The sequence below is a fragment of the Stappia sp. WLB 29 genome (assembly GCF_023507705.1).
Classification (GTDB): Bacteria; Pseudomonadota; Alphaproteobacteria; order Rhizobiales; family Stappiaceae; genus Stappia.
On sequence record NZ_JALBGD010000001.1, the window covers coordinates 250273 to 275872 of the forward strand.

Below are 25600 nucleotides of genomic sequence, written 5' to 3' on the forward strand. Positions count from 1 at the left end.
GGGCGTTCCGCGAAGCGCTGCGTCGGGAGAGTGATGTAGCCCGGGAACCATCGAACATCGGAAGCTGGAAGGGAGCAGCCGGACCGAGGCGGCGTCCTTCGACTGGAACCGACCTTCGGGACCCGCTCCCGCCACCACATCGCTAATTCGCATAAGATATATTATGGAACTTTTATTCGTAGCTGGAATGCGACCTGGATCTCGCGTCTTCTGCCGATCCCGCTCAGTGTCACCCGAATGCCGACGGCGGGAGCAAAATCGATAGAATCGTCACCATGTTCGCGCCGACGGCGAGACATCGGCCACCGCTTGTAGTTATGTACAATTGAAATGATCAGTCTTGCGGGGGTCTGATGCGTTGCCGTTGAACAAACAGGTCGTATCGAGACGCGCCGGCATCAACACGCATCTCGTCATGCTGGTGCTGGTCTGTCTTCTGCCCATTCTCGTGATCTCCGGATATGCGGCCTGGCGCACGGGAGCGGCCTATCGGGACACTGCGACCGCCCGCCTGAGCGAAACGGCATTGACCATCCGCAATGCCATCGAGGCCGAGATAGAAAGTCGGTTCACGGTCCTCAGGGCGTTTGCGACATTTTGGTCGCCGGATACATCTATCAATCAGCTGTTGCTGCAAGGCAGCCGCTACGAAGGCATCGGCCTGGAAGGAATGGTCCAGGTCATCGAGTTTGTAGACGGCCAGCCGAATGCCCAACTCGGCGAACAGGTGCTCACCATCGCTCGCCAGTCCTTCGAGCGCAACGCGCCGCTGGTTTCCAATCTCGCCCTTGGCGTGGGACCGCAGGAGCATCGCATTCATCTGGCGCTTCCGGTGTCGAACGCCGGCAAGCCACCGATTCGCGTCTTCGTCCTTTCCCTGTCTCCCTTGCAATTGATCCGCACCCTGCAACCGGACGGGGAACGCACCACCGGCATTCTTATCGCCGTCACGGACGGAAACGGACATATCCTCGCGCGCTCACGGGACGCGGAGAACTCGGTCGGGGTGAAGGCGCCCGACTGGGACAGGTTGCGATCCGATGCCCTCGGCAGCGGTTTGTTCGAGGCCAAAACGACCGAAGGGCTCGACACTGTGATGGCGTATCAGCAGATCGAGATGACGCCGGGCTGGACAGCGGTCGTCGCCGAGCCGCTCGAGGTGTTCAATGCCCGCTGGCAAACACCGCTGATAGGCCTGCTTCTCGGGTCGGCGCTGGCGACTGCCCTTGCCACCGTCCTGGCGATCCATATCGGCCAGTTGATCCGGCGGCCGGTACAGGCTCTGGCCCTGCGCAGCCTAGCCATCGCCAGCGGCGACAGTGAGCGCGCTCGCACGCACGAGGCGATTCCGCCGTCCAGGATCCGCGAGTTCGAGATGCTGCGCCTCAGTTTCGAGGCTGCGGAGGCCGCGCGGCGCGAGCACGAGCGCCGGCTGCACACAGTCGCGAATGCCGGTGCGCTTGTGTTGTGGCGCTGGTCCACCGATGGCGACCTGCTGTCCGCCGAAGGGTGGGAAAAGCTGACCGGAAGGTCGGACAGCGAGGCACTGGGAACCTCCTGGATCGATCAGGTGCATCCCGACGACCAGGAACGCGTCGCGCTGGCCATCGGCCGGAAGAAGAGCGGCACGCTCGATTATTTCGACATCGAATTCCGCCTGCGAATCGCGGACGGTCGCTGGCTTTGGGTCCGCGACCGCGGCGGCCCGGTCCTCGACGATGAGGGCAACGTCATCCAGTGGGCCGGCGTTCTGGAGGACATCGATGCGCGCAAGCAGGACGAAGCCCAGATCGCCTACATGGCGACGCATGATGCGCTGACCGGGCTGGGCAACCGGGTATTGCTGCGCGACCGCCTGGAGATGGCGGCCACTGCCGCCGGGCGCGGGGTGACGAGCGCCCTCCTCGCGCTCGATCTCGACTTGTTCAAGCAGGTCAACGACACGCTCGGCCATCCCGCCGGCGACGAAGTCTTGCGTCAGGTGGCCGGACGCCTCTCCTCCTGTGTGCGCGAGGTCGATCTGGTGGCCCGCATCGGCGGCGACGAGTTCGCCATCCTGCAACACGGCGCGTCACAGCCGGAAGCCGCCACGGCGCTCGCCGATCGGCTGGTCGCTGCCATTTGCGCGCCTTACCGGGTCGATGGCCAGGACATCGTCATCGGCGTCAGCGTCGGCGTGGCGCTGATCACCGGCGGTGATATCGCCGCGGACGATCACATGCGGCGGGCGGACAAGGCGCTTTACCTCGCCAAGTCGCAAGGCCGCGGCCGCATCTCCGTGTTCGGCGGAGCTCCAGTCGCGGTTCCACAGGAAGGCTAGGGTCAGGACCCATTACTATAGCCGCATTGGTCCTGCTGAATTGCGCAGGTACGCAAAGCAAGGCCGCAGGAAGACCCAGAGTCTTTCAAACGCTTGCGACAAAGTAGCTCGTGCCGGTCGGGACGATCCGTAGGATGTCCCATAGACCGGCGGCCTGCCGTGTCGAGGTCCTTGACCGGGCGTGCTTCTGCGGGCTTGCCCTGTACCTCTGCCGGCCGCTACCCTGACGCGGTTTATTCTGCGGAGTTTTCGAGAATGTCGTTGCCGTTCCTGCGCCTGATTTCCGCCCTGTCCGTTCTCCTCGCCCCGTTTCCCGCTGCCGCCGATCTTCAGTCGGTTCTGCAGGAGGAACGGACCAGCCTCGCCGAAACCTGCAGCGACACCATGCAGTTTCTCGACGGCTTTGCGAGAGAGGTGAATGTCAACGGCGATGCGACGCCGGATATCCTCGTCGACTACGGCCGGTTGTCCTGCAACGGCACGCAAATGATGTTCTGCGGCTCGGCCGGCTGCACCCAGAAGATCTATCTCGGCCGCGCCGACGGATCGCACGTGATGGCCGGCGAATTCCTCGCCTACGAACTGCGCTTCGACCGTCCGTCCGAAGGCACGTTCCTCGCCGTCCTGCATGGTGGGTCCTGCGGGCGCGCCGGCGTGGAAACCTGTTTCAAGCGCTACGCGCTGTCCGGCGACACGATCGCCACCCTGCCGGAAGAGCCGCGTGACCGCTGGTTCTATACCGCGCCCCCCACGCCCTCCGCCATGCTGGCCACCTCGGAAGGCGACAGCCTGCGCCTCGTCTGCGACGGTAATGCCCTGCGCATCCAGTACGGCCCGACATGGATGTGGAGCGAGGACGGCTCGGTCGACCAGCACGCCCGCGACCTAGCAGGAGCGCAAGGCCGCATCGAGATTGAAATCGAGGTCGATCGCGGCCAGCCGACGGCGGTGCCCTTCATGGTCGAGGAAACCGCGCGCGTCCTGCAATCGCCGACCCTGGCGCCGAACCAGCCGTTCTTCGCTGCAATGATGCGGGGAAACCGGTTGGACCTGCATCTCGGCGGATCGCTGGAGCATATGCGTGGCTTCACGCTGAAGGGCTCCTCGAAGGCAATCGGCAGCCTGTTGCAGGCCTGCGGCCAAGGTTGAAGGAGGGAGGGGCAAAGGGGGCAGAGCCCCTTCCCTGCCTATTCCTCTTCCAACTCGGCGGCGTCCCGCGCGTCCACCACCTTGCGCGCCACCGACAAGGAGAACCCCTGCCGGCAGAGCGCGGCCATCTCCTTGCGCAGCCGGTCGGGATCCGCCTCGCCCCGGCGCCAGGGGCCGAAGCGGCGCTTGCGCGCGGCGATGCAGGCCGCCGTGAGGTCGTCGCTTTCCTCTTGCGCCATCAGCTCTTCGGCAAGGTCCTGCTCGATGCCCTTGGCCGCCAGCACCGCGCCGATCCGCCGGGCCGAGCGGCCCTTGCGCCGTTCCGAAGCAATGCGCGATTCCGCGAAGAGCCGGTCGTTGACGAGGCCGGATGCGGCGCAGCGCGCAACGACCGCCTGGATCATCGCGTCGAAATCGCCGGAATCGAGTTCGAGTTCGCGGGCCGCGCGCATCACCTTGCGCTCGAGCACCCGTCTCAGGTTTTCGCGGCTGGAGCCGTAGCGGTCGAGATAGTGGAGCGCCGCCTTCATCAGCCGCTCCTCTGTCGGCGGACGGGCGGCGCGTGTCATGCCGGACCGTCGAGGCTTGCCGAAAACCGCAGGCCGTCATAGGCCGGGATCACGCCCTCGGGCAGCTCCGCTTCCAGCGTGCGATAGTCGAGATCGACATGCATGTTGGTCAGGATCGCCTTGCGCGGTTGCAGGCGGCCGATCCACTCCAGCGCTTCCGACAGGGAGAAATGCGAGGGGTGCGGCGTGCGCCGCAGCGCGTCGATCACCCAGGTGTCCAGCCCCTCGAAGCCCGGTCGGGCGGCCTCCGGAATGTCTTTCACATCAGGCAGATACGCGACATTTCCGAAGCGGAACCCGAGTGCTGCGATGTCGCCGTGCTCGACCTCCAGCGGCAGGAACGGGATCGGCCCGCCCGCCCCTTCGATCAGGCCCGGTTCTCCGGCAGTGATGCGCATATCGCGCAGGATCGGCGGGTAGCTCGACCCTTTCGGCGTGGCGAAGCCGTAATAGAACAGCTCGTGCGCCCGGCGCGAGGTAATGGCGTCCATGTGGACCGGGATCAGCTTGCGATGGGTGATCGCCAGCGGCCGCAGGTCGTCGATGCCGTGCAGGTGGTCGGCATGCGAGTGAGTCAGAAGCACCGCATCCAGATCGGTGACGCGGGCATCCAGCAGTTGCTGGCGCAGGTCCGGTCCAGCATCCACCAGCACGCGCGTGGTGCCGTTCGGCCCCTTGCGTTCCACCAGCAGCGCGCAGCGCATGCGTCGGTTGCGCGGCTCGTTCGGGTCGCAGTCGCCCCAGATATTGCCGACGCGCGGCACGCCGGCCGATGAACCGCATCCGAGAATGGTGAAGTCGAGCCGGGCGCCGTCCGACATCGGTCTCAGCTTTCCTGATGCAGGTGTCTCGGCACCCGCGAGAACAGACGGAAGAAGTTGTCCGTGGTCTGGCGGGCCATCTCGGCCTCGCTCACGCCGCGCGTCTCCGCCAGCACCTTGTTGGTATGCGCCACATAGGCCGGCTCGTTGCGCTTGCCGCGCCAGGGTTGGGGCGCAAGATAGGGCGCGTCCGTCTCCACCAGCAACCGGTCGGCCGGAAGCTCGGCCGCGATGGCCCGCAGCTCGTCGGAGCGCTTGAAGGTGAGGATGCCGGAGAACGACACGTAGAGCCCCAGCTCGACGCCGGTCAGCGCCAGGTCGCGGCCGGAGGAGAAGCAGTGCAGCAGGGCCGGAAAGGCCCCCTTCTCCGTCTCGTCCCGCAGGATCGCGGCCATATCGTCGTCCGCATCGCGCGAATGGATGACCAGCGGCAACCCGGTCTGGCGCGCGGCAGCGATATGCCGGCGCAGACCCGCGGCCTGCGCGTCGCGCGGTGCCTTGTCGTAGAAGTAGTCGAGCCCCGCCTCGCCGATGGCCACCACCTTCTCGTGGGCCGACAGGCGTACCAACTGGTCCGCCGTCACGGCCATCTCGGCCTCCTCCCCCGCATTGTGGGGATGGGTGCCGACCGAGCAGAACACGTTGTCGTAGCGCTCCGCGAGCGCGCGGATCGTGTCGAACCGGGCGACCCGCGTGGAGATCGTCACCATCACGCCCACCCCGGCCTCGCCGGCACGGGCGATGATCTCATCGCGCTCGGCGTCGAAGTCCGGAAAGTCCAGATGGCAGTGGCTGTCGACCAGCATCACGCCGCCCCGCCGGCCGGCGCCTCGGCCTCGACATAGCGCGGGAAGACGCCCTCGGGCTTGGGCAGCTCGACACCTGCGGCAAGCCGCCCGCCCGCTCCCAGCCGGTCGAAGCCGCGCGCATCCGCCGGGATCGCCAGCAGGTCGAGCAGCTTGCCCGCGCTGGTCGGAATGACCGGCTGCGCCAGGATCGCCACCTGACGGATCACTTCGGCGGTGACATAGAGCACCGTCGCCATGCGCTCCGGATCGGTCTTCTTCAGCGCCCAAGGCTCCTGCGCGGCGAAATAGCGGTTGGCCTCGGCAACGCAGGCCCATACCACCGACAGCGCCTGGTGGATCGCCTGGCGCGACATGGCCTCGCGTGCGGCCTTCAGCATCGCGTCGGCCTGGCCGAGAATGGCCTCGTCCTCGGCCGTGAAGGCGCCCGGCTGCGGCAGGCGCGCCTCGCAGTTCTTACCGATCATCGACAGCGAGCGCTGCGCCAGGTTGCCGAGATCGTTGGCGAGGTCGGCATTGATGCGGTTGACGATGGCCTCATGGCTGTAGTTGCCGTCCTGACCGAACGGCACTTCGCGCAGGAAGAAGTAGCGCACCTGGTCGAGGCCGTAATGGTCGATCAGCGCGAAGGGGTCGATCACGTTGCCGACCGACTTCGACATCTTCTCGCCCTTGTTGAACAGGAAGCCGTGGGCGAAAACCCGCTTCGGGAGCTCGATCCCCGCCGACATCAGGAAGGCCGGCCAGTAGACCGCGTGGAAGCGCACGATATCCTTGCCTATGACGTGCAGGTCCGCCGGCCAGTAGCGCCACCGCGGGTTGTTCTCGTCCGGAAACCCGGCGCCGGTGATGTAGTTGGTGAGCGCGTCGACCCACACATACATCACGTGCCGCTCGTCGTCCGGCACGCGCACGCCCCAGTCGAAGGTGGTGCGCGAAATCGACAGGTCCTTCAGGCCGCGGCTGACGAAGCTCACCACCTCGTTGCGGCGCTCGTCCGGACCGATGAAGTCCGGATTGGCCTCGTAATGGGCGAGCAGGCGGTCCTGATAGGCCGACAGGCGAAAGAAGTAGCTCTCTTCCTCCACCCACTCGACCGGCGTTCCCTGCGGGCCGTAGCGCACGCCGTCGGCGCGCAGCTCCGTCTCGCTTTCCTGGTAGTAGGCCTCGTCGCGCACCGAGTACCAGCCGGAATAACTGTCCTTGTAGATGTCGCCGTTTGCCGCCATGCGGCGCCAGATCTCCCGGCTCGCCTCGTGGTGGCGCGGCTCGGTGGTGCGGATGAAATCGTCGTTGGAACAGCCGAGCGCCGCCGCCATGTCGCGGAAACGGGTGGCGTTGCGCTCCGCCAGGTCCTCGACCGGGACGCCTTCCGCACGGGCGGTCTGCAGCATCTTCTGGCCGTGCTCGTCGGTGCCTGTGAGGAAGAACACGTCGCGGCCGTCGAGGCGCTGGAAGCGCGCGATGGCATCCGTCGCCATGCTCTCGTAGGCGTGGCCGATATGCGGCGCACCGTTGGGATACGAGATGGCAGTGGTGACGAAGAAGGGCGATCGATCGGTCATGGCCTGTCAGAGGATCCGGATTACGGGTGGCGGCCCGGGTGGGCGTTCCAGAAGTCGAGTGCGAGGCGGCGGACGTCAGGTCCGCGCGGTTTCGGCAAGATCGCGCAAGGTGTTGAGCACGATCTGCTTCCTGTCGAGATTATAGGCATCCGCCTCGCGCGCGGCGCGGCTGGTCTTTTCCCATACCTCGCTCAGCCTGACAAGGCGCTGAAGGCTCCCCTGCCCGGCCTCGCCCAGCCGCGTGTGCAGGTGGTCGGCGACCAGGTCCTGGAACAGGCTCCAGGCATCGTCCGCGCCGCTGCGCGACACCTGGTCGGCAAGGTCGTGCGCGGCCGCCGCATCCAGCCGCGGCAGGCCGGCCACCAGTTTCGCGAAACTGTCGGCCAGATCGATGGAATCGCCCTCGGCCAGCTTGATCGCCTTGCGCAGGCTTCCCTGCGCCAGATCCGCGGCCCGTGCCGCGATCCGGTCCGCCGGATCGGCCACGCCCAGCTCGCCGAGCCCGGACAATACCTCCTCGCGCGACAGCGCCCGCAGGTGGAGCATGCGACAACGCGAACGGATCGTCGGCAGCAGCCGACCCGGCGCATGGGACAGAACGAGAAACAGAGACCGTTTAGGCGGTTCTTCAAGAATCTTCAGCAAGGCATTGGCTGCATTGACATTCATGTCGTCGGCCGCATCGACAATGCAGATCCGCCAGGACCCTTCCGATCCGGTCGACCCGAAGAACGGCACCGTGCGGCGGATCTCGTCCACCGTCAGGTCCTGCTTGATCTTGTCCTTGGCCTTGCGCTTGGGGTCGTACGGTCGGCGCAGGTGCAGGAGGCCTGGATGAGCGCCTGCCGCGACCTTGCGAAAGTCCGGATGGTTGGCCGGAATCGCGCAGTCGGGCGCCTCGGCGACGGCCGCTGTCGCGGGATCGGGATGGGCCAGCGCGAAGCGGGCGAAGCGGAAGGCCAGCGTCGCCTTGCCGATGCCCTTCGGCCCGGCGAGGATCCAGGCATGGTGCATGCGGCGCGAGCGATAGGCCGACAGCAGCTCCGCCTCCGCCTCGCGGTGGCCGATCAGGTGGTCGCGCTCGCGCGGCAGCGGCACGTCCTCGATGGCATCGGCTTCCGTCAGCAGCGGATCGGCAAGATCGTTCATGGCCGCCCCTCTTCCGGCTGCAACAGGCGTGCAGAAACCGCCTGCCAGATCTCCTGTTCCACCATGTCCGGCTCCTGCGTCCCGTCGATCACCAGGAAACGCTCCGGCTGGCTGGCAGCCAGCTCGAGAAACAGCTTCCGGCGCCGGTCGTGCACGCTTGCCCCTTCGGTTTCGAACCGGTCCGGCTGGGGGGCGCTCCCCGTGGAACTGCGCGCCGTCACGCGAGCCATACCGACCTCGGCCGGCACGTCGACCAGCACCGTCAGGTCCGGCCGGCATCCGGCGACGGCCAATGCCTCGAGACGGTCGAGGAAGGCTGTGTCGACGCCTGATTCCCCCTGGTAGACGCGCGTGGAATCGGCAAAGCGGTCGCACAACACCCAGTCGCCGCGCGACAACGCCGGCTCTATCGTCGTGTCGACATGGTCGGCGCGGGCAGCGGCGAACATCATCGCCTCCATCTCCGGGCCGAGATCCTTGATCCGGCCGCCGAGCAGCAGCCGGCGGATGGTCTCCGCGCCGGGCGAGCCGCCCGGTTCGCGCGTCACCAGCACCTTGACGCCCGCCGCTTCCAGCCGTTTCCGCAGCCGCTCGATTTGCGTCGACTTGCCGGCCCCCTCGCCGCCCTCGAAGGTGACGAAATGCCCGCGTTCCAAAGGCTCACTCATCGAGCCACCATCCGAACAGGGTCTCCTTGACGACGTCCGCGGCCCGACTCGTCACCGTGCCGGCCTCGGCCGCGCCGCCGGTAAGCAGCGGTACGCGATGGACGATGTCGCTGTCCTTCAGCACGCGCAACTCGCCGACTTCCGTTCCCGGCTGCACCGGCGCCGGCAGCGGCCCGCGATAGATCGCCCGCAGGCGGTAGGCATGGCGGTCGCCGCGCGGCAGCAGGATCTCCACATTTTCGCGCACCACCAGCGGCACCGCGCCGACCGAGCCGCCGAAGACCCGCGCCTCGGTCACCGTGTCCCCAGCGGAAAACAGCACCACGTCCTCGAAATCCTTCTCCAGGCTGTCGAACAGACGGCGCAGCGCCTCCTCGCGCCTGTCCGCATCCGCGTGGCCGGCAACGACGCCGATCAGCCGCCGGCCGCTGCGCTCGGCCGAGGCGACGGCATTGTATCCCGCCCCTTCCGCAAAGCCGGCCACCAGCCCGTCGACGCCGGCGACCTCGCCGATGAGCGGGTTCTTGTTTCGCTGGAAGATGCCGTTCCAGGTGAAGTCGGGCGCGCTGAACAGGGCATAGCGGTCGCCGTGCCGGGTCAGCACATAGTCGGCGAGCCGAGCCATGTCGCGCGCCGTCACATAGGTGTCCTGCGTCTCGTAGCCGGTCGGATTCGCGAAATTGCTGCCGGTCAGGCCGATTTCCGCAGCCTTGTCGTTCATCCGTGCGGCGAAGGCCTGCTCGCTGCCGGCAAGCCCTTCCGCAAGCACGATGGCTGCATCGTTGGCGTTCTGGATGATCAGGCCGCGCAACAGGTCGATCACCGGCACCTCGCTGCCCAGACGGGCGAACATGGTGGTGACTCGGGCCGGTGCGCCGCCGCTGCGCCAGGCATGCTCGCTGACGGTGAAGACCGTTTCCTCGGTCAGCTCTCCGGCCGCCAGCGCATCGAAGACGACCGCGGCCGTCATCAGTTTGGCCGAGGAGCCGGGCTGATAGCGCACGGTCGGGTTGCGGCTGGACAGCAGCGTGCCTGTGGTGATGTCGAGAAGCAGTGCGGAGGTGTTGTCGGGGGCGCCCACCTCCTGCGCGAGGGAAGTCCCCGGGGAAGAGGAAAGGGCCAGGCCGAGCGACAGCAGCCCGGCTGCGGCGATGCGCATCAGGTGCTGCCCAAGCGCACCTGTGCGATTCCCTCTCCGCATTGCGGCTACAGCCGTCATTCCCTGCTCTCCACGTCCCAGCCCGATGTCCGCGCCATGGCGAGAACATACAGGCTCGGACGGGTCAAGCCTACCTGTGCCTTGAGCTATTTCAGTCCGACTGGCGGGCGGCGAGCTCGCGCGGCGACAGGCCCTGGCCGATCGCGTCGAAGGCGGCATAGGCGCCCTCGATCCGGGCGGCGGCCCGGTAGGACGAGATCGCGGAACCGCGCGCAAACGTGCTCGGCTGGCCGAGATAGGCCGGCCCCGGTGCCAGCACCGGTTCGCTCGCGGCGGCCGGCTGCGCGGCGCCGTCATAGCTCATGACCGGAGCGGACGCAGCGCCAACAGCCTCGGTCGCAGAAGCGTTGCTATCGAACGTGTTGAGCGAGGCGACCTGCACCGAAGCGGCGCCCGCCTCGAACGCGACCGCCGGATCGAAGGCGGCGACGACCATCTGGCCGAAGCTGCCCGCACCTGCGATGACCGGGCCGTATGGGCGGTTGCGCGGCAGCGGCGCCGGGCCGGAACTCGTCGCCGGAGCGGCCGCCGGAATATCGGCTTGGGCCAGCATCGTGCCCGGCATGGTGGCGCCCGGCTCGACCGAGCCCGGACCGCGATAGGACGCCATCAGGAAGCTCTGGTCCTGCCCGTCCATGCGGGCCCTGCCGACATATTCCACCTTCACCTTGGCCACGCCCGCGCTCTTGAAGTCGAGCATGGTCGCGACCTTCTCGGACAGGTCGATGGTGCGGTTGCCGTGGAACGGCCCGCGGTCGTTGACCCGGACGATCATCGAACGGCCGTTCTTCAGGTTGGTCACGCGCGCATAGGATGGAAGCGGCATCGTGGTGTGCGCAGCCGTCGGCGCGTTGCGGTCGAAGACCTCGCCATTGGCGGTCATCCGGCCGTGGAAAGTCGGCCCGTACCAGGAAGCCAGACCGACGGACGTGTAATTCGGATCGTGCTTCGGGTAATACCACTTGCCGGCCACCTTGTAGGGCTTGCCGACCATTTGGCGGCCGCCGCCCTTGGGCACCGGCTGGTTGCCCGAGACGACGCGCGGGCTCGCCGCCACGCCGTATTTCTCTTCGCTGAACTTGACCTTCTTGCCCTTCGGGGCCGAACCGCATCCAGCCAGCGCCAGGCACAGCGAGGAAACCGCCAGGATGCCGAGAGTGCGCGGGGAAAGCAGGCGACCGTTCGCCGGCGCCACGCTGCTGCGGGGAAGGCCGTCGGTCGCGCAAATGGGGTTTGCGCCCTTGGGGCCCGTGCTCAGGTGCCGGCGTGCCGCCGGGTCCTTGCCATCGTTCATTCTGCCGCCCTAACTCGATACCTGACCGGCGGTTTTCGCCCGGGGTTCCGGCTTGTGCGGACCTTCCGCCCGCCTTGCCGCTCCTTCGGTCGACATCCTGTTGCCAGGCGGTCGACCGCTCGGGGTCCTTTGCCGCCGCATACAGTGGTCTTGCAAGGTGGGGTTGCGGCGACACCCGCTTGAGGACTGGAAGTCCGGGGAATCTGTCGCGTTTCGCCTGCCTTGCGTGCCCTGCCGGTCGGACCCGTCTCGTTGCGATGCTGCCCCCCAAATGGCGCATCACGACACGTGTACCATGCCGTCTCTTACTGCAAGGTGAAGACGCGGTCGACGTGCGGGCATGTCGCGGCGCACGTTTTTCAACAAGCTGTGGCGAAAGGGTCGCAGGTGTGGACTAGGTCGCAGGTGTGGACTAGGAGGACGCGTGAGCGCGCCCTTCCCGGGTCGGCGGTTTCGAAAGCGTTTGCGGCTATTGGCCGATGCGGGCGCGCCCGGTCATGCCGTCGTCGCGGCGCCAGTAGAGCGTGTCGCCGTCGCCCCTGGACAGGGTGAAGCAGAACTGCTTGCCGTCGTACCAGGCCTGCCACTTCTGGCAGAGCCGGTTGCCGCGCACCCACCAGCGCCCCTGATCCTTCGGCTGCATGAACCGGCCGAGCCCGACGGCATCGCCCGATCCGCTGACCTCGCCGTTGGCCTGGTAATAGAGCGGAAACTCGCCGCCGAGCGGCACCTTCAGATAGATGCGCTTGCCGGCGACGGTGTTGCGGATTTCCTTTTCGGAAAGCTGCGCGTTGGCCAGCGCCGGCGTGGCGGCGACGGCGACACTTGCGATCAGCGCGGCGAACGCGCCTGCCTTGCGTAGCTGCATTGAGTGTCTCCCGGTCGAACCTTGCGAGAAAGCGGCCGCAAAGGGGCCATGCTGATGACGCAAGGGTTACGCGGGGTATCGGCCGGCGGATCAGTCGGGCCGCTCTCACCACCACCGGAAACGGCGATGCGACGGTTTGTGATACCGGTCACATCCCGGAAGACGGCCCCGGACTACAAGAGACCCATGGCGCGTGCCCCCGCGCCGGACGCCGAACAACGGCGCAGCCGCCGATCCGGTCCCTGCCTCGACCTTCCGGATCGGCGGCTTTTCTATTTTCGGCCAAAGCCCCGGCCGGCCCGGCCCGGTTCCAAAAGGCGCCCGGCACCCAGCCTCAGCCGCGCATAGACTCAAACACCTTGTCGTACCGGCCCCCGCCCTGACCACTGCCCGTGCACGGCGCAGCAACAGAAGGCGACCGGCAGGCCCCTGGTCGCGAGACTTCGCATCAGGCTCTTTCACATGAGGAAACGTCCGGCACCGCCCGCGCCTCGCCGCTTGACAAGCCGGCCCGCGAGGGCGAAACGAAGCGCACCGGAAGAGTGGCCGAGTGGTTTAAGGCAGCGGTCTTGAAAACCGCCGTACGGGAGACCGTACCGTGGGTTCGAATCCCACCTCTTCCGCCATTTCCTTGATCTCGCGCCAGTTCGCTTCTCTCACGGCTCCGATAGGGTGGCCTGACGGACCGGCAGGCGGTTGCCCGCTGGGCTTCGAGTTCGAATTTCATACCGAACTCTCCACCACTCCCATCTCGGCGGTGTAAGTCCTGAGGCGTTCGAAAGCTCCGCGACGTGAGGCTGGGAATTGTCTGCCAATTCAGGTGCAGTCCAATGTTCGTCCGCCTCAAAGACTGGCGGCGGGTGGCAACTCGGTATGACAGATGTCCCAAAGCCTTCCTGTCCGCCATTGCTCTCGTCGCAACCGTCTTGTTTTGGTTTTGAAACGAGAGCGAGTCCTGACACTAGGGGAAGGTGTAGTTAAGCATCACACCAATAAGAGCGCCGCTGAAAGCTTTCTGAATGTCGTTGGAATGATTGTGAACGTAGCCGGCGTAGGCCTCAAGCGTGACGGCATCGTTGAGCGACTTTTCGAAGCCCAGAGTGCTGCGCAGCCGCCGGTCCTCGCGTCCGCCGCCGACATAATCTCGGGCAAAACCCGAGGCCCGCAAGGCGATGCGGGTCTCTGGGTTGAGCCGATAGCGGGCGAGCATACGGATACCGTTCTCGGTATAGGAATATCGGTCGCGATCCGCGTAGCGCTGCTCCTGATAGAGAGTGGCGAGGACATACCAGTTCCAGTCTGAAGACTGCCATGCGTAGTTGAACTCGCCCAGCCATTCGGATTGATCATAGCCGGAGAAGGTGTTCTCTTCGTTCTGGTCACGATAGCTATAGCGCAGCCGGGTCCAGAACATCTGCCGCGGTGCGACGCCCATCCGGTAGGTGCCACCGATCCGAAGGCGGGAAAAGACTTCGTCCGAGGGATCGAGCGCCGTGGTGGCATCAAGGTTGAAACGCAGCTGCCGCCGATCACCGGGCAGGTCGTGGTGGTAGGCAAGCCGAGCATCGAAGAACAAACGGTTGCCCTCGCTGACGGCCGGATAGGTTTCGCGCCGCACCCCGAAGCCGACCAGGGCCTCGCGTCCGCTGCCAAGGTCGAAGCCACGATCGACCTCAAGGCCAAGGGTCAGCCGGTTCTCCAGCTTCAGCCTGCGGCCCTCGCCGCCGTCCAGTTCCGAATCAAGCGGCGCGCGGTCGAATCCGGCCGTCGCCTTCATTGTCCAGTCCTGTGCCAAGGCTGGGACCGCCCATAGCTGCGCCGTGGCCAGAACGGTAATGCAAATTGCGCGGAAGAGTATCATCTCAGACCGTCCACTTCGGTTCGCTGGTTCGCTTGACGTCGCTGGTCCCAAGGGTTGATGTGCCAGGGCCATGAGCGAAAGCGGATAGGGACCACATGGGTTCTAGGGTGAAATAGGAACGCAGCAGGCAGAACGGTCGTGTTGCGAATGTGGTAGAATTTGTCAGGTTGCGTGTTTGGAACACATAAAGTTTGTTCGACTCAGGCGGCGAGGTCAAGTTCCAGCGGAGATAAATGCCCAGAACCTTGATGTCTATCGGTGCGAGAATTGTTCGTAAGTGATTGACAACATCGATTCCAACGTCAGGTATGACCGGAAAAGCCTGAACACCAGGTAGCGCGGCAATCCCAGAAGGTCTCTAAAGCGGAGCATCACGAGGGTCGCGAAGACCACCATGATGAGCGGAGCCCCTAGAAAGAACGCGAGCACTGCCTGCATGGTGATGGCGCTGCGCGGATCGGGCGCCATCACCAGAAACAGGATTCCAAAGATGAAGAACGGAAGCGCGACGGCACGCCTGGCGGTATTGAGGAGCATGTAGGGCATCATCAGCTTGCTGCGCACCGTGAAGTCGCTGAGTTTGAAATAATCGTGATTGCGCGCGCTGACATGGAAGATGGAGCGAAACCAACGCTGGCGTTGTTCGCGCATGTGAGCGATCGTGCGGGGTACTTCCGAGATAAACATGGCCGTTGGATCGATCACCAGCCGAAAGCCCGACTCACCAATTCTTACAGCAACATCGGTGTCTTCACCGTTCATGCCATGCGCAAAGCCGCCGACGTTCCGAATTGCGTCGGTGCGATAGGCCGCAAACATGCCCGGAATCCCGAAAATGCAATCAGCGGCGCCATAAGCAACCTGATCCAGCCCCACCTTAAGGTTCACCTCGAGTTGCCGGGCGCTGTCGAACAATCCCCCGCCCGGCGACAACGCCAATCCTCCGGCGGCACCCACATGCGGGTCCCTGAAATGACGCATGATCCGCCATATCGCCCCTGGAGAAATTTGTGTGTCGGCGTCTATCCGGATAACGAACTCGGTTTGCGTTTCCGCAATGCCCCGACTGAGCGCAAAAGCCTTGCCGCGCGTTGTCTCGAGGATCAGCCGACCGGAGAGCAGCCACTTGGTTTCGGCCAGCGCGGCCTCAATCACATCTCGCGTGTCGTCGGCCGAATAGTTGTCGATCAACAGCAACTGCAACTCACCCTCATAACGTCTGGCCGCCTCGTCCACGGCGCTGATGGTATGAGCAATGATGTGAGCCTCATTGAACGCTGGAACGATGATCGTGACCGGTGGGCTGAAGCGGCGCGACGGATGCAGCAGCGACTGGAAGGCCGCGGTCCAATTGAGCAGGATGAGCAGCAGCGGTAGAAACAGGAACACCCCCGGACCGATCCCGCCCAACAGCGCGACCTGCCTTAGCGCATGCACTGCAGGCAGATCCATGCTCGCCACCCACATAGAGATAAATGCCGACAAACCTACGACCAGAACCGCGAACAACAGCGGTGGAGTGCGTATATGGTCAGCCAGGGGCACACGCGTGCGCTCGGGCAGATCGCCATTGTGCAAGATCTTGAGCGAGAAGATCATGAGCCCGGACAGCCCGGACAGGACCATTCCCACATGCAGCGGCATGACTACGCCAATCACATTGCGCATGACCACGGTCAGCAGGTCAAAGACGGCGCAGACTGTGAAGAAGGTCAGGATGAGATCGAGGCCGTGCCTTATCTTACCCCCTGTCGTGGCGGCGATCGCCGAGGCATACCCAATATAAAAAGAGACCATGAACAGCCGTATCGGCACCGTATATGTGCCCTCGTAGCGCGTGAGATAGAAGTCGCCCTCGGGGAAAATACTTGCCAGCGGCTCGATGGCGTGGAGCAGATAGGTGAGCGTGATCGAACCAATGAGCGCTACCGACAGCACCTGCGGCGCAGCCGATATCGGAACGCGCCGGGCCAGCCGCCGCGGGGCGCTGTCTACCGAGTAGAACTGGACGCGGTCGAGCGGCTGGTGGGCTTCGGGTGGAACGTCCGGCGTCGCTACGGCCATCGCACCACCAGGGCGCTGCCAAAGGTACCCAATTGGGGCGCCCGTTCCCTCGACAGCGGCTCGATCTCCACTCGCGCCGGGTCCGAGGCATCGCCGGCATAAACGATATAGGCACCTTCGTCCTCAACGCCCTCTGCCAGCATTGAGTCGAGTTCATGCTGGCCCACCGCATCGATAGTGACGGGAGCTTCCACAGTATCGAACGCTATTGCCGTCGTAAGCGGCAGCACCAGAGCGAGCAGGCCGGTAGCCCGCATGGCCTGAGAGTGATTCAAGTTTGTCGCTGCGCTTATCGAAACGCTCTCTGTCGTGGCCAGTCGGCTGGTCACGATCTCGCGGGCCGGGGCCGAACCCGAGGCGACATGGCCAAGCGTCGTCGTTTCGAGCATCTGTGCCGCCGCTTCGGGCCCTGCTCGACATATCCCCTGATTGGGAGAGGGATCCGTCAGCGCGACAACGATCCTGTTGTTGAGTCCCGACATCCGGGAAGGCAGTTGCACCTCGATCGAGATGCGTTCGGACCTGCCATCATATGTGGCCGAATGAACCAGCTGGTCATTCAGCATCACGCGGACCACCCAATCATACGGCGCGCCGAGCGTGCTCGTGACGAGATTGAGGTTCAACACGTCCGGTGCCTTTCCCCCTGGCATATCCGCCAGCTTGTAGTTGATCTCCCAGCGTCGGCTGCCCCGGAACGTACTGGCGTGAAGATCAGCGCCCAGGGCTTCAACGGCCACGGGCCAGCTTTCCCCATAGATCGCCGGCAAAGCCGCCCCACGCACACCCGCAAGATGCTCAACCCCTGGAACTCCGCCGATGACGAATTGCCCAGTCTCCTCGCGCGTTAGAGGTTCGCCCTCGCTTGCAGCAATGACCAGCCCCGCAGTTTCGCTGCTTGCAAACACGCTCTTGACCCCCATGCGGCTGAGATATTGCGCCGCCCAGATCGACGCCGCCGGCTCCGGTGATCCGAGCCACAACGGCTCTGGTAGGGCGATCAGGTCCGCCTCGTCGCTTTCTGCCGGCGACGACAACTTGAGCATCAGCGCGCTGGTTGAAGCCAACTCGATCGCCGCACCGAGGTTGGTGACATTGGTGGGACAGATCTGGCCCTGATTGGTCGTCCCGTTCCCGGTAAGGCTCACGACAACTGCATCGCCCGCCAGCTCGGCCGGGGAAAGATCGTAGAGGAGCTCCAGCGTCCGTTGGCCCGCCTCGAGCACCAGCGCGTCGCGCTGCACGCCGTTGACCGCGACGGTCACCAACCCGTCACCATTATCGACGAGCTGTGTGTTGAGAACGAGCCGGAGCTGCCCGCCGATGACGGGAAGATCGCGTGGCAGTGGGAAACGCAATTCTACGCTGGAAGGAAAGCCCGTGAGCCCCGTCCAGCGCGCGCCATCAGGATTTCCGATGGCAAAAACCGTATCGCCGGGCACAAGTGCCACGCCGGCGCGCCCATCGTCGATGGCCTCCTCTTGGGGGGACTCGAATCCGAACCGGCTCAGCACGGCTTGGGCCAGTTCCTGGTTCGATATCACCAGAACCACTGCCGTCACAAAGAAGGTGACGATTGCGAGGGCGATTACACGGACGATTTCGCTCAACTGCGATCCCTGCCTTGTTTTATGACACCTGGCTTGTTCTTTCGGGTCCAGACCGACCGCGCGGGTATGGCTTCGGGCAGATAGCGGTCGGCATACTTACGCACGATCTCCATGATTTCGCTCAAGAGCTGATCCCGCAACAGAATAGGATCGTATCCAAGCGTTCGGAAAGCCGCATTGGAAACTGTCAACTCGTTCTCCGCAGCCTCTTTGCGCGGATTGTCCACTTTGGCGACGGTTGCGCCGGCGATGCCCGCCACCAGTGCCGCCAGATCACGCACGCGGTGCGTCTCGGCGACCTGGTTAAAGACCTTCACGCGCTCATTGCGTTCGGGTGGATTGGCCAGAGCGATCGCGATACAGCGCACCGTATCCTGAATGTTGATGAAGGCGCGCGTCTGTCCGCCGGTCCCGTGCACGGTCAGGGGATGGCCGATGACCGCCTGCATGAGGAATCGGTTGAGCACCGTTCCGTAGTCGCCGTCATAATCGAACCGGTTGATCAGAAGCGGATCGAGCCGCGTCTCTTCGGTCTGGGTGCCCCAGACGATCCCCTGATGAAGATCGGTGATCCGCAGCCCGTCATTGCGGGCGTAGAACTGGAACATCAAATGATCCATCGACTTGGTCAGATGATAGACGCTGCCTGGCGCCGTGGGGAAAACGATGGACCTGTGGAATAGGTTCCCATCAGCGCCGGTTATTTTGACGTCAAGATAGCCCTCGGGAATCTCGATCCCCGACCCGTCATAGCCATAGACGCCCATCGTCCCCAGATGCACGAGATGGATATCGAGATCCAGTTCGACGATGGCGGCCAATATATTGTGGGTACCGTTGATGTTGTTGTCGACTGTGTAGCGCTTGGCCGCCGGTGAGCGCATCGAATAGGGCGCGGCGCGCTGTTCGGCAAAATGCACGATCGCATCCGGCCGCACCTCCTCCAGCACGTTTTTCAGAGCGTCATAATCATGCGCGATGTCGATGGGATGCAAATTGATGGTCTTTCCGGAAACCCGCTTCCAGACCGCCAGACGCTCCCCGATCGAGGCAATCGGGGTGAGGCTTTCGATGCCCAGTTCGGCGTCGATCCGTCGGCGCGAGAGGTTGTCGAGGATCGCGACCTCGTTGCCCAACGCTGAGAGGTGAAGCGCTGTCGGCCAGCCGCAGAAACCGTCTCCGCCCATGACCAAGACCGATTGCGTCACCCGTATCTCCTTGGCGCTCATGAGAAACACGCGATTCAGAGCGCCGTCTGTTCCCACTTTTATACTGATATTGCAAACCGTTCCAAATCTGAACAAGGGGCATTCGCCCCGACTTCCGCGTTGATGATTAACCGCCCCCGGCTATGCCGCATGAACCGGCTTCAATCGATTCTCGGGCTGCTCTGCTCCTCCACCAGAACCGGTATTTTCCGACACATTGCTCCGATCCCATTCTCTGGACCGCCGGAAGGTAGAGTTTCCCGGCCTTTTCACGATGGCGGGCTGGTGGCGCCATCGGGATTGAGCAACGAGGTCGGCACCTTGTGCCCGTTCGCGCGTCGGCAGCAGCCCGTCGTATTTCTTCTTCCATTTGAAGTCGGTCGCCTGGCTGGTCCTCGCCACAGGAAACCCGTCGGCTCCCTGCTTCAAAATGAACGCCTTCTGCGTGTCAGAAAACTTCGATGCCTTCATCGTCTTCCGCTCCTCCCAGCCAAGGGGTGTTACCGCGGAAAACCCAGTTTCGAACGATCCGAAAATCGGGAGGCAGGTCAATGAAGGCCAGATCACACCTATCGTGGGGCTACAGTGCAAACGTAGTGATCATCACTATCGGACGCGGCCCGCCACTAGCTTCCCATCACCGCATCGCCGCGAAACGACGTTGAGACCTGCCGATCACGCGTCCTGAATCAGTCGGGCACCGGGGCCGTCTTTCGCCAGTTCATCATTCGCGTTGACCAAGGGGCAGCGTTGCACGCTGAGGCACCCGCAGCCGATGCACATCGCCATCTTGTCGCGTAGTGCTGTGAGAAGAGCGATCCGCCGAGTAAGACCTCCGTGCCAATTCTTGGCGATACGCTCCCAGTCATGTGTGTCGGGGGATGCATCCCTTGGTAGTTGAGAGAGCGCTTCGGCTATCTCGGCAAGCGGTATGCCCGCGCTCTGGGCGATCTTTATGACCGTCACGCGTCTCAGGATTTCGCGCCGATAGACTCGATGGTTGGCCGAAGTCCTTTCGGATGCGATCAGCCCCTTGCGTTCATAGAAATGGAGCGTGGAGACGGGCAACCCGCTGCGGCGCGAGAGCTCGCCAACGGACAATTCCTTCTTGGCCATGCGAAATCTCCTTGATCTCAACCAATGTTGAGGTCGTAGCAGCATATCCGTCAACAGGAGACGGAGATGACGAGCATGAATACCGGGGCGGGGTCTGACACGGAGACATTCGTGTCATGGAGGGAGTTTGTCGGAAGCCCTTATGCGGCCTCGCTGGCTCTGGTTTGCCTGGCTGTCTGGCTGCACGCGGCGGACAGCCTGATCGTCGCCACCATGCTTCCCTCCATCGTGTCCGAGATCGGCGGGGCCGCTTTGGTGGGTTGGTCTGTCTCGCTCTACGAAATCGGATCAATCATTGCAGGGACGGCCAGCGCATTGCTGACCATGCGCTTCGGCCTGCGCAGACCGATGAGCCTGGCGGCGCACCTGTTCGGGTTCGGCTGCATCCTTAGTGCCGTAAGCCCGACCATGCCCTTGCTTCTGGCAGGGCGTGCCCTCCAGGGCATCGGCGGCGGCGGTCTGGTGGCGATGGGCTTTGTCGCGGTCGGCCTGATCTTTCCGCGCCGCTACATTGCACGCGCGATGGCAGCCGTCTCGACCCTTTGGGGCGTCTCGGCATTCGCCGGGCCTCTGGTCGGCGGGGTCTTCGTGGAATACGCAACATGGCGCTGGGGCTTTGCCTTCTTCGCCTGCCAGGCGTTTGCGCTCGCGCTCTGGATCGCGCTGCGAAGCGAGGCGAACGTGACACCATCCACGACCGCCGCTACCGGTTTCCCTGTCGGGCGTCTATCGTTGCTGTGTCTCGGCGTCGTTCTGGTCGCCTTTGGCGGCGTCGAGGTCTCGATCCTGCGAACGGTCCCTTCCGTTGCCGCCGGTTTTGTCTGCCTGATCGGATTTCTGTGGCTGGACGAGCGCGCAGGTTCCAACCGCCTTCTTCCGCCTCGCCCGTTCGATCCCTCGCACCCGTCAGGCGCCACGCTGCTCATGATCTTGTCCATGTCCATGGCGACCATCGCCATCACGGCGTACGGGCCGCTTCTGGCGACAACCATCCATGGCCTCTCCGCACTGACAGCCGGATACATCGTTGCCTGTTCGTCCATCGGTTGGACTGTCGTGGCGGTGCTAGTCAGCGGCTTGCCGGAGCGGTTCGATCGTCTGATGATCGCCTTCGGTATGGCGGTTGTGACCCTCAGTATCTTCGGCTTTTTCCATACGGTTCCCAATGGCCCTGTATGGCTGATCGCTGTCTGCGCGGCCATGGAGGGTGGTGGCTTCGGAATGGCATGGACATTCGTTCTCAGGCGAACGACGAGGCTCGCCTGTGCCGACGAGGTTCAGCGAATTTCCGCCGCGATCCCCACGGTGCAGAGGCTCGGCTATGCTCTCGGCGCAGCCTATGTCGGGATCGTTGCGAATGCCTCGGGCCTGCTGTCCATCGACACAACGGAAGACGCAGCAAAGGTTGCTCGCTGGGTCTTCGCGTCCTGTTTGCCCTTTGCGGCAATCGGCCTCGCCGCCATGAGCGCGCTGGTGCGAGATCGGAAAGCAAAATTGCAGCCGTAGTCAAAATAGATCCCCCGTATGTTTTTGCGTGAATTTTCTAAGGCTGTCGCGAAGATGCAATTCTCTGCTTCTTCGGCTTTGGCCTTCGAATCCGATACAAGACCCCCACCACCCCCACGGAGACGGACGCGTGAGATCGCAGCCCCTTTATCAGACGGACGCAAGCCTGCTCGTCCTGGAAACCTCGGCACTCGATGTCCGCCCCGGGGGCGTGCTGCTCGACCGGTCCATCGTCTTTCCCGGCGGCGGCGGGCAGCTTCCGGACCGCGCCACCATCCGATGGAACAGCGGCGAGGCGGCGATCACCGCCGTCATGCCCGATGAACGCGGGTGGTGGCACGCCTTCGACGGCGAGGACGAGCCGGACGGCCCCTTGCAGGTCTCGGTCGAGCCGGAGTTCCGCCGTCTGATGTGCGAGCTGCACACCCTCGCCCATATCGCCAACAGCGTCGTCTTCCGCGAGTTCAACGGCGCGCTGCTGACCGGCGCCCAGCTGTCGGACGACGAAACGTTCCGGCTGGATTTCGATCTGCCGGGCTCGGATGCGGCCAGACTTCGCGACCTGGCGGACCCCATCAACGACGTGATCCGGGCCGATCTTCCGGTGCGGGCCTTCCTGATGCCATGGGACGAGGCCAACGCCGTTCCCGGCCTGTTTCGCAGCAAGGCCGTCTCGCCGCCCCGCCAGGACGACGGCAACGTCCGCATCGTCGAGATCGGCGACCTCGACCGGCAGGGCTGCGGTGGAACGCATCTGGCATCGACCGGGCTGGCCCGGCCCCTGCGCGTGTTGAAGGTCGACAACAAGGGCCGGCAGAACCGGCGTGTGAAATTCGGCTTCTAGCGGCCGGCCTACGTCCGCCAGGCGCGTTCGCTGACGGAATAAAGGAACGTCGCCGACCAGGTCAGCACCATGAAGCCGCCGAGCGACTGCATCATGTTGACCATCCGCACTGCGCCGTGCGCACTCATGTCGGTATGGCCGAGCGTGGCAAGGTTGATGCCCGAGAAGTAGATCAGGCTGCTCCACGAGACATCCGCGTCGGCAAAGCCGCCCAACCCGCCATAGGCGATCATGCCGCGATAGACCGCGGCGAAGGCGACGATCTCCAGCGTGTGCAGGGCCAAAAGCCCCATGAAGGTCACGAGGATCGCCGTCTGCGGCCGCCGTTCGCCATCCGGCTTGAGCGCTCGGACGCCCATCAATCCGTAGTGGTGGCCGATGCCGAGCACGGCGACGAACAGCATTCCGATCAGGAGCCCGGTCACAGCCAGAGTGCCTTGAGCGGCATCCACAGGCCCATGGCGATCATCATCAGGTTCTCGGTCAGCGAGACGAATCCGAGCGGCACGTTGCTGGACCCGCCGACGCAGGCGCATTTCAGCTCCCGCCGGTCGATATAGACCGCCTTGAACACCGAGACCGCGCCGACCGTGCCGATGAACAGCGCGACGGGTGCTGCGATCCACAGCAGCGCGCCGGCGATCATCAGCACGCCGGCCAGCGCCTCGCCGAAGGGATAGAGCTTGCCGTAGCGCACCCAGCGACGGGCCAGCAGGTCGTAGTTCAGGAACATGGTCGAGAAGCTCTCGACATCCTGAAGCTTCTGCACGGCGAGAATGCACATGCTGATCGCCACGAACCACTCGAAGGCGCGCAACGTGAGGATCGAGCCGAAGGCCGCCCAGCTGGCGGCCAGCGCCATCAGCAGCGCCATGGCGAAGATCGCAATCACCGGGCGGTAGCTGGTCGCGTCCTCGCCGGGAACACTCTCGCCGAAATAGCGGCGCAACTCGTCGTGCCCACCGATCCGCTGCCCGTCGATGAAGGTCTGCGGCGTCGTCTCGACGCCGTGCTCGCGCTTGAACCGGTCGGTCTCCTCACGCGAGGCGAGATGATGATCCTCGACGGTGAAGCCGTGCCGCTCCAACAGGTCTTTGGACTTCAGCCCGTAGGGACAGATGTGGTCCGGCATCACCATTCGGTAGAGCGTGGCGCTTTTGTGCTCCTCAGCGGCTGTCATGGCGCGGTCTCCCCTTGGTGTCGGCGGGCGAGACGAACGCCCGCCCTCCCTTCCCCAACGGGCTGAACGGAAAGTGGTTCCGCACCAGATCCGTGAGCGACCGCGCCGCGCGTCAGCGCTTGCGGGTCTTCTTCCCGGCGTTCAGCCGCGCTGCCGCAGCGATCAATGCCATGAACGCGGCCTCGTCCAGGTCCTCGCCCTCGAAGAGATCAATCGCGCGTCGGGCATTGCCGTCGAGGCTCGCGTTGAAGAGGCCGGCCGGGTCCTCCAACGCGGCGCCCTTGGCGAAGGTCAGCTTCACCTTGTCCTTGTAGGTCTCGCCGGTGCACAGGATGCCGCCGCGCGACCACACGGGCACGCCGCGCCACTTCCATTCCTCCACCGCGTCCGGCTCGGCCCTCAGGATCAGCGCGCGCGCCCGCGCCAGCAACTCTCCGCGCCAGTCGCCCAGCTCGTGGATCCGCGCATCGATCAGCGCGGAGGCCTCGCCCGGGGTCGTCGTCTCGCTCCTGGTCATCGCAGGCCCTTTCTCAAACCTTCCAGCCGGGCAGCTTCGCCGCCTGGGCGATCCAGCTCGCCAGTTGCGCCTCGTCCAGGTCCTCGCCCTCGTTCAGGTGGACATAGCGGGTGTTCTCGTCCTTGGAGGCGACCGGCGGCAGCGGCTCCAGCTGCGCACCGCGGAAGAAGGCGAGCTTGATGTATTTCGTGAAGCAGTGGACGCCGAGGAACCAGCCCTGCCCCTCCACGCCGTAGAGCGGCGAGTTCCATTTCACCGCCTTGCGCACGTCCGGCACGGTGCGCTCGATGAGCGCGTCGAGCTGGCGGCCGGCCTCGCTCTTCCAGCCGGGCATCGCCGCGATATAGGCCTGCACGGGCTCGTCGCCCTCGCCCTTGGGGATCTGCGGATTGCCTCCGGACAACAGCCTGGGCTCCTTCGGCGTCCCGCGCTTGCCGGCCGTCATCACGCCTGCTCCGCCGCGACGGCACCGTCGTCCAGCCTGCCGACGACCTCTTCCAGCCGGTCGAGGAAATGCGGCCAGCCGGCCTTCGCCCCACCGAAATAGCGCGGCTGGTCGCGGCGGAAGCCGGTCTGCTCCATCCGCAGCCGCGTGCCGCTGCCCGTCGGCGTCAGCGTCCAGGTGACGATGCTTTTCAGGTCGTGGTCGCCCCAGCTATAGGCGAGCAGGTGCGGCGGCTCGATGTCCAGCACCTCGCAGTCGACGGCGCCCCAGTCGGCGCGAAAGCCGAAACGGTGGCCAACGGCCGGGCGGAAATCGCCCTTCATCAGCCACTCCTCGATCAGATGCGGCTCGGTCAAGGCGCGCCAGATCTTCTCCGGCGGGTGGGCGATGGTGCGTTCCACCACCACCGACAGCGTGTCGTCCTGCGTCTGCGTCACTGATCCATCCTTCCCAGCAGGTCTTCCAGGGCGTCGAACCGGGCTTCCCAGAAGCCGGTCATTCGCCGCGTCCAGTCGGCCAGTGGGGCCAGGGCGGAGGCATCGGCGCTGTAATGGGTCTGTCGCCCCGCCTGGCGGTCGCGCACCAGTCCGGCCTGCTTCAGCACGGAAAGATGCTTGGAGACCGCCGGTTGCGACACTCCGGCCTGCGCCGTCAGCGCGCCCACCGTCTGCTCGCCGTCGCGGCACAGGCGCTCGAAGAGCGCCCGCCGCGTCGGATCGGCGAGCGAACGAAACAGGATGCCCTGTACGGCTTCTTGAGCGTTCGGCATGAACCCATAACTCCGTGGCTATGGGGTAATTCCATAACTGAACGGTTATTGA

General features: G+C 64.6%; 24 protein-coding genes, 1 tRNA gene and 2 pseudogenes. 6 read left to right on the forward strand and 21 right to left on the reverse strand.

Translation table 11 applies throughout. The annotated features are described in order from the left end of the window. Positions 1-364: 364 nt before the first annotated feature. Both MNI96_RS01205 and MNI96_RS01210 read left to right on the forward strand, forming a co-directional pair. The gene (locus MNI96_RS01205; protein ID WP_249689621.1) at positions 365-2320 is read left to right on the forward strand and encodes a diguanylate cyclase domain-containing protein; all 1956 of its coding nucleotides are present in this window, start codon (positions 365-367) and stop codon (positions 2318-2320) included. A 255-nt stretch (positions 2321-2575) separates the two neighbouring features. Beyond that, positions 2576-3469: a hypothetical protein gene (locus MNI96_RS01210; protein WP_249689623.1), complete on the forward strand. Its 894-nt coding sequence runs from the start codon at positions 2576-2578 to the stop codon at positions 3467-3469. A gap of 38 nt (positions 3470-3507) precedes the next feature. Here MNI96_RS01210 and MNI96_RS01215 read toward each other — a convergent pair whose 3' ends face one another. The 9 genes from MNI96_RS01215 to MNI96_RS01255 all read right to left on the reverse strand — a co-directional run bounded on the left by MNI96_RS01215 (position 3508) and on the right by MNI96_RS01255 (position 12428). Then, a complete protein-coding gene (locus MNI96_RS01215; RefSeq protein WP_249689625.1) occupies positions 3508-4038 on the reverse strand; it encodes a regulatory protein RecX in 531 nt (176 codons plus the stop codon). Beyond that, complete coding sequence (locus tag MNI96_RS01220; protein WP_249689627.1) at positions 4035-4859, reverse strand: MBL fold metallo-hydrolase; 825 nt, start codon at positions 4857-4859, stop codon at positions 4035-4037. The genes MNI96_RS01215 and MNI96_RS01220 overlap by 4 nt, the downstream gene beginning before the upstream one ends. 5 nt (positions 4860-4864) lie before the next feature. Then, entirely contained in the window at positions 4865-5665 is an 801-nt protein-coding gene (locus MNI96_RS01225; protein WP_249689629.1) for a TatD family hydrolase, read from the reverse strand. Then, positions 5665-7230 carry a methionine--tRNA ligase gene (metG, locus tag MNI96_RS01230; protein WP_249689631.1) on the reverse strand — a complete coding sequence of 522 codons (1566 nt, stop codon included), beginning with the start codon at positions 7228-7230 and terminating at the stop codon, positions 5665-5667. The genes MNI96_RS01225 and metG overlap by 1 nt, the downstream gene beginning before the upstream one ends. Before the next feature lie 75 nt (positions 7231-7305). Next, positions 7306-8379: a DNA polymerase III subunit delta' gene (locus MNI96_RS01235; RefSeq protein WP_249689633.1), complete on the reverse strand. Its 1074-nt coding sequence runs from the start codon at positions 8377-8379 to the stop codon at positions 7306-7308. After that, on the reverse strand, positions 8376-9047 hold the full coding sequence (gene tmk, locus MNI96_RS01240) for a dTMP kinase (RefSeq protein ID WP_249689635.1): 672 nt from the start codon (positions 9045-9047) through the stop codon (positions 8376-8378). The genes MNI96_RS01235 and tmk overlap by 4 nt, the downstream gene beginning before the upstream one ends. Then, a complete protein-coding gene (locus MNI96_RS01245; RefSeq protein WP_249689637.1) occupies positions 9040-10206 on the reverse strand; it encodes a D-alanyl-D-alanine carboxypeptidase family protein in 1167 nt (388 codons plus the stop codon). The genes tmk and MNI96_RS01245 overlap by 8 nt, the downstream gene beginning before the upstream one ends. Positions 10207-10357: 151 nt before the next feature. Next, positions 10358-11560 carry a septal ring lytic transglycosylase RlpA family protein gene (locus MNI96_RS01250; protein ID WP_249689639.1) on the reverse strand — a complete coding sequence of 401 codons (1203 nt, stop codon included), beginning with the start codon at positions 11558-11560 and terminating at the stop codon, positions 10358-10360. A gap of 469 nt (positions 11561-12029) precedes the next feature. Next, entirely contained in the window at positions 12030-12428 is a 399-nt protein-coding gene (locus tag MNI96_RS01255; RefSeq protein WP_249689641.1) for a hypothetical protein, read from the reverse strand. Positions 12429-12964: 536 nt separating this feature from the next. Here MNI96_RS01255 and MNI96_RS01260 point away from each other — a divergent pair. Then, positions 12965-13054, forward strand: a tRNA-Ser gene (locus MNI96_RS01260). 192 nt (positions 13055-13246) lie between these two features. Beyond that, a pseudogene (locus MNI96_RS01265) lies at positions 13247-13369 on the forward strand (IS5/IS1182 family transposase); the annotation flags it as partial. A gap of 20 nt (positions 13370-13389) precedes the next feature. Here the strand turns inward: MNI96_RS01265 and MNI96_RS01270 are convergent. From MNI96_RS01270 to soxR, 6 genes and pseudogenes are all read right to left on the reverse strand, one after another. After that, on the reverse strand, positions 13390-14205 hold the full coding sequence (locus MNI96_RS01270) for a hypothetical protein (protein ID WP_249689643.1): 816 nt from the start codon (positions 14203-14205) through the stop codon (positions 13390-13392). 336 nt (positions 14206-14541) lie between these two features. Further along, positions 14542-16353, reverse strand: a complete 1812-nt coding sequence (locus MNI96_RS01275) for a glycosyltransferase family 2 protein (RefSeq protein ID WP_249689645.1) — start codon at positions 16351-16353, stop codon at positions 14542-14544. Beyond that, complete coding sequence (locus MNI96_RS01280; protein WP_249689646.1) at positions 16344-17963, reverse strand: hypothetical protein; 1620 nt, start codon at positions 17961-17963, stop codon at positions 16344-16346. The genes MNI96_RS01275 and MNI96_RS01280 overlap by 10 nt, the downstream gene beginning before the upstream one ends. Then, positions 17960-19192, reverse strand: coding sequence for an NAD-dependent epimerase/dehydratase family protein (locus tag MNI96_RS01285; protein WP_249689648.1), 1233 nt, complete (start codon positions 19190-19192; stop codon positions 17960-17962). The genes MNI96_RS01280 and MNI96_RS01285 overlap by 4 nt, the downstream gene beginning before the upstream one ends. 315 nt (positions 19193-19507) lie before the next feature. Continuing rightward, positions 19508-19642: pseudogene (locus MNI96_RS01290) on the reverse strand (IS3 family transposase); the annotation flags it as partial. Between the two features lie 204 nt (positions 19643-19846). Next, on the reverse strand, positions 19847-20308 hold the full coding sequence (soxR, locus tag MNI96_RS01295) for a redox-sensitive transcriptional activator SoxR (RefSeq protein WP_502960293.1): 462 nt from the start codon (positions 20306-20308) through the stop codon (positions 19847-19849). A gap of 45 nt (positions 20309-20353) precedes the next feature. Between soxR and MNI96_RS01300 the strand changes: the two genes are divergently transcribed. Both MNI96_RS01300 and MNI96_RS01305 read left to right on the forward strand, forming a co-directional pair. Next, on the forward strand, positions 20354-21793 hold the full coding sequence (locus tag MNI96_RS01300) for an MFS transporter (RefSeq protein ID WP_249689652.1): 1440 nt from the start codon (positions 20354-20356) through the stop codon (positions 21791-21793). A gap of 130 nt (positions 21794-21923) precedes the next feature. Next, a complete protein-coding gene (locus tag MNI96_RS01305) occupies positions 21924-22637 on the forward strand; it encodes an alanyl-tRNA editing protein (protein WP_249689654.1) in 714 nt (237 codons plus the stop codon). Positions 22638-22645: 8 nt separating this feature from the next. Here MNI96_RS01305 and MNI96_RS01310 read toward each other — a convergent pair whose 3' ends face one another. The 6 genes from MNI96_RS01310 to MNI96_RS01335 form a co-directional block, all read right to left on the reverse strand. After that, positions 22646-23062, reverse strand: a complete 417-nt coding sequence (locus MNI96_RS01310; protein WP_249689656.1) for an ion channel — start codon at positions 23060-23062, stop codon at positions 22646-22648. Further along, positions 23059-23817, reverse strand: a complete 759-nt coding sequence (locus MNI96_RS01315) for a glutaredoxin family protein (protein WP_249689657.1) — start codon at positions 23815-23817, stop codon at positions 23059-23061. Before MNI96_RS01315 ends, MNI96_RS01310 begins: the two co-directional genes overlap by 4 nt. Before the next feature lie 112 nt (positions 23818-23929). Further along, positions 23930-24334: a DUF1801 domain-containing protein gene (locus MNI96_RS01320; protein WP_249689659.1), complete on the reverse strand. Its 405-nt coding sequence runs from the start codon at positions 24332-24334 to the stop codon at positions 23930-23932. Between the two features lie 13 nt (positions 24335-24347). Then, on the reverse strand, positions 24348-24779 hold the full coding sequence (locus tag MNI96_RS01325; RefSeq protein ID WP_249689661.1) for a DUF1801 domain-containing protein: 432 nt from the start codon (positions 24777-24779) through the stop codon (positions 24348-24350). Then, positions 24779-25216 carry an SRPBCC family protein gene (locus MNI96_RS01330; RefSeq protein ID WP_249689663.1) on the reverse strand — a complete coding sequence of 146 codons (438 nt, stop codon included), beginning with the start codon at positions 25214-25216 and terminating at the stop codon, positions 24779-24781. The genes MNI96_RS01325 and MNI96_RS01330 overlap by 1 nt, the downstream gene beginning before the upstream one ends. Then, positions 25213-25548 (reverse strand): ArsR/SmtB family transcription factor, encoded by a 336-nt coding sequence (locus tag MNI96_RS01335; protein ID WP_249689666.1) that lies wholly within the window; start codon positions 25546-25548, stop codon positions 25213-25215. The genes MNI96_RS01330 and MNI96_RS01335 overlap by 4 nt, the downstream gene beginning before the upstream one ends. Positions 25549-25600 lie beyond the last annotated feature (52 nt).

What these genes read in the sequence shown, in the direction of transcription:
- MNI96_RS01210 (WP_249689623.1), top strand. Translation starts at nt 2,576, where the DNA reads ATGTCGTTGCCGTTCCTGCGCCTGATTTCCGCCCTGTCCGTTCTCCTC.
- MNI96_RS01215 (WP_249689625.1), bottom strand. Translation starts at nt 4,038, where the DNA reads ATGACACGCGCCGCCCGTCCGCCGACAGAGGAGCGGCTGATGAAGGCG.
- MNI96_RS01220 (WP_249689627.1), bottom strand. Translation starts at nt 4,859, where the DNA reads ATGTCGGACGGCGCCCGGCTCGACTTCACCATTCTCGGATGCGGTTCA.
- MNI96_RS01225 (WP_249689629.1), bottom strand. Translation starts at nt 5,665, where the DNA reads ATGCTGGTCGACAGCCACTGCCATCTGGACTTTCCGGACTTCGACGCC.
- metG (WP_249689631.1), bottom strand. Translation starts at nt 7,230, where the DNA reads ATGACCGATCGATCGCCCTTCTTCGTCACCACTGCCATCTCGTATCCC.
- MNI96_RS01235 (WP_249689633.1), bottom strand. Translation starts at nt 8,379, where the DNA reads ATGAACGATCTTGCCGATCCGCTGCTGACGGAAGCCGATGCCATCGAG.
- tmk (WP_249689635.1), bottom strand. Translation starts at nt 9,047, where the DNA reads ATGAGTGAGCCTTTGGAACGCGGGCATTTCGTCACCTTCGAGGGCGGC.
- MNI96_RS01245 (WP_249689637.1), bottom strand. Translation starts at nt 10,206, where the DNA reads ATGCGCATCGCCGCAGCCGGGCTGCTGTCGCTCGGCCTGGCCCTTTCC.
- MNI96_RS01250 (WP_249689639.1), bottom strand. Translation starts at nt 11,560, where the DNA reads ATGAACGATGGCAAGGACCCGGCGGCACGCCGGCACCTGAGCACGGGC.
- MNI96_RS01255 (WP_249689641.1), bottom strand. Translation starts at nt 12,428, where the DNA reads ATGCAGCTACGCAAGGCAGGCGCGTTCGCCGCGCTGATCGCAAGTGTC.
- MNI96_RS01270 (WP_249689643.1), bottom strand. Translation starts at nt 14,205, where the DNA reads ATGAAGGCGACGGCCGGATTCGACCGCGCGCCGCTTGATTCGGAACTG.
- MNI96_RS01275 (WP_249689645.1), bottom strand. Translation starts at nt 16,353, where the DNA reads ATGGCCGTAGCGACGCCGGACGTTCCACCCGAAGCCCACCAGCCGCTC.
- MNI96_RS01285 (WP_249689648.1), bottom strand. Translation starts at nt 19,192, where the DNA reads ATGAGCGCCAAGGAGATACGGGTGACGCAATCGGTCTTGGTCATGGGC.
- MNI96_RS01300 (WP_249689652.1), top strand. Translation starts at nt 20,354, where the DNA reads ATGACGAGCATGAATACCGGGGCGGGGTCTGACACGGAGACATTCGTG.
- MNI96_RS01315 (WP_249689657.1), bottom strand. Translation starts at nt 23,817, where the DNA reads ATGACAGCCGCTGAGGAGCACAAAAGCGCCACGCTCTACCGAATGGTG.
- MNI96_RS01320 (WP_249689659.1), bottom strand. Translation starts at nt 24,334, where the DNA reads ATGACCAGGAGCGAGACGACGACCCCGGGCGAGGCCTCCGCGCTGATC.
- MNI96_RS01325 (WP_249689661.1), bottom strand. Translation starts at nt 24,779, where the DNA reads ATGACGGCCGGCAAGCGCGGGACGCCGAAGGAGCCCAGGCTGTTGTCC.
- MNI96_RS01335 (WP_249689666.1), bottom strand. Translation starts at nt 25,548, where the DNA reads ATGCCGAACGCTCAAGAAGCCGTACAGGGCATCCTGTTTCGTTCGCTC.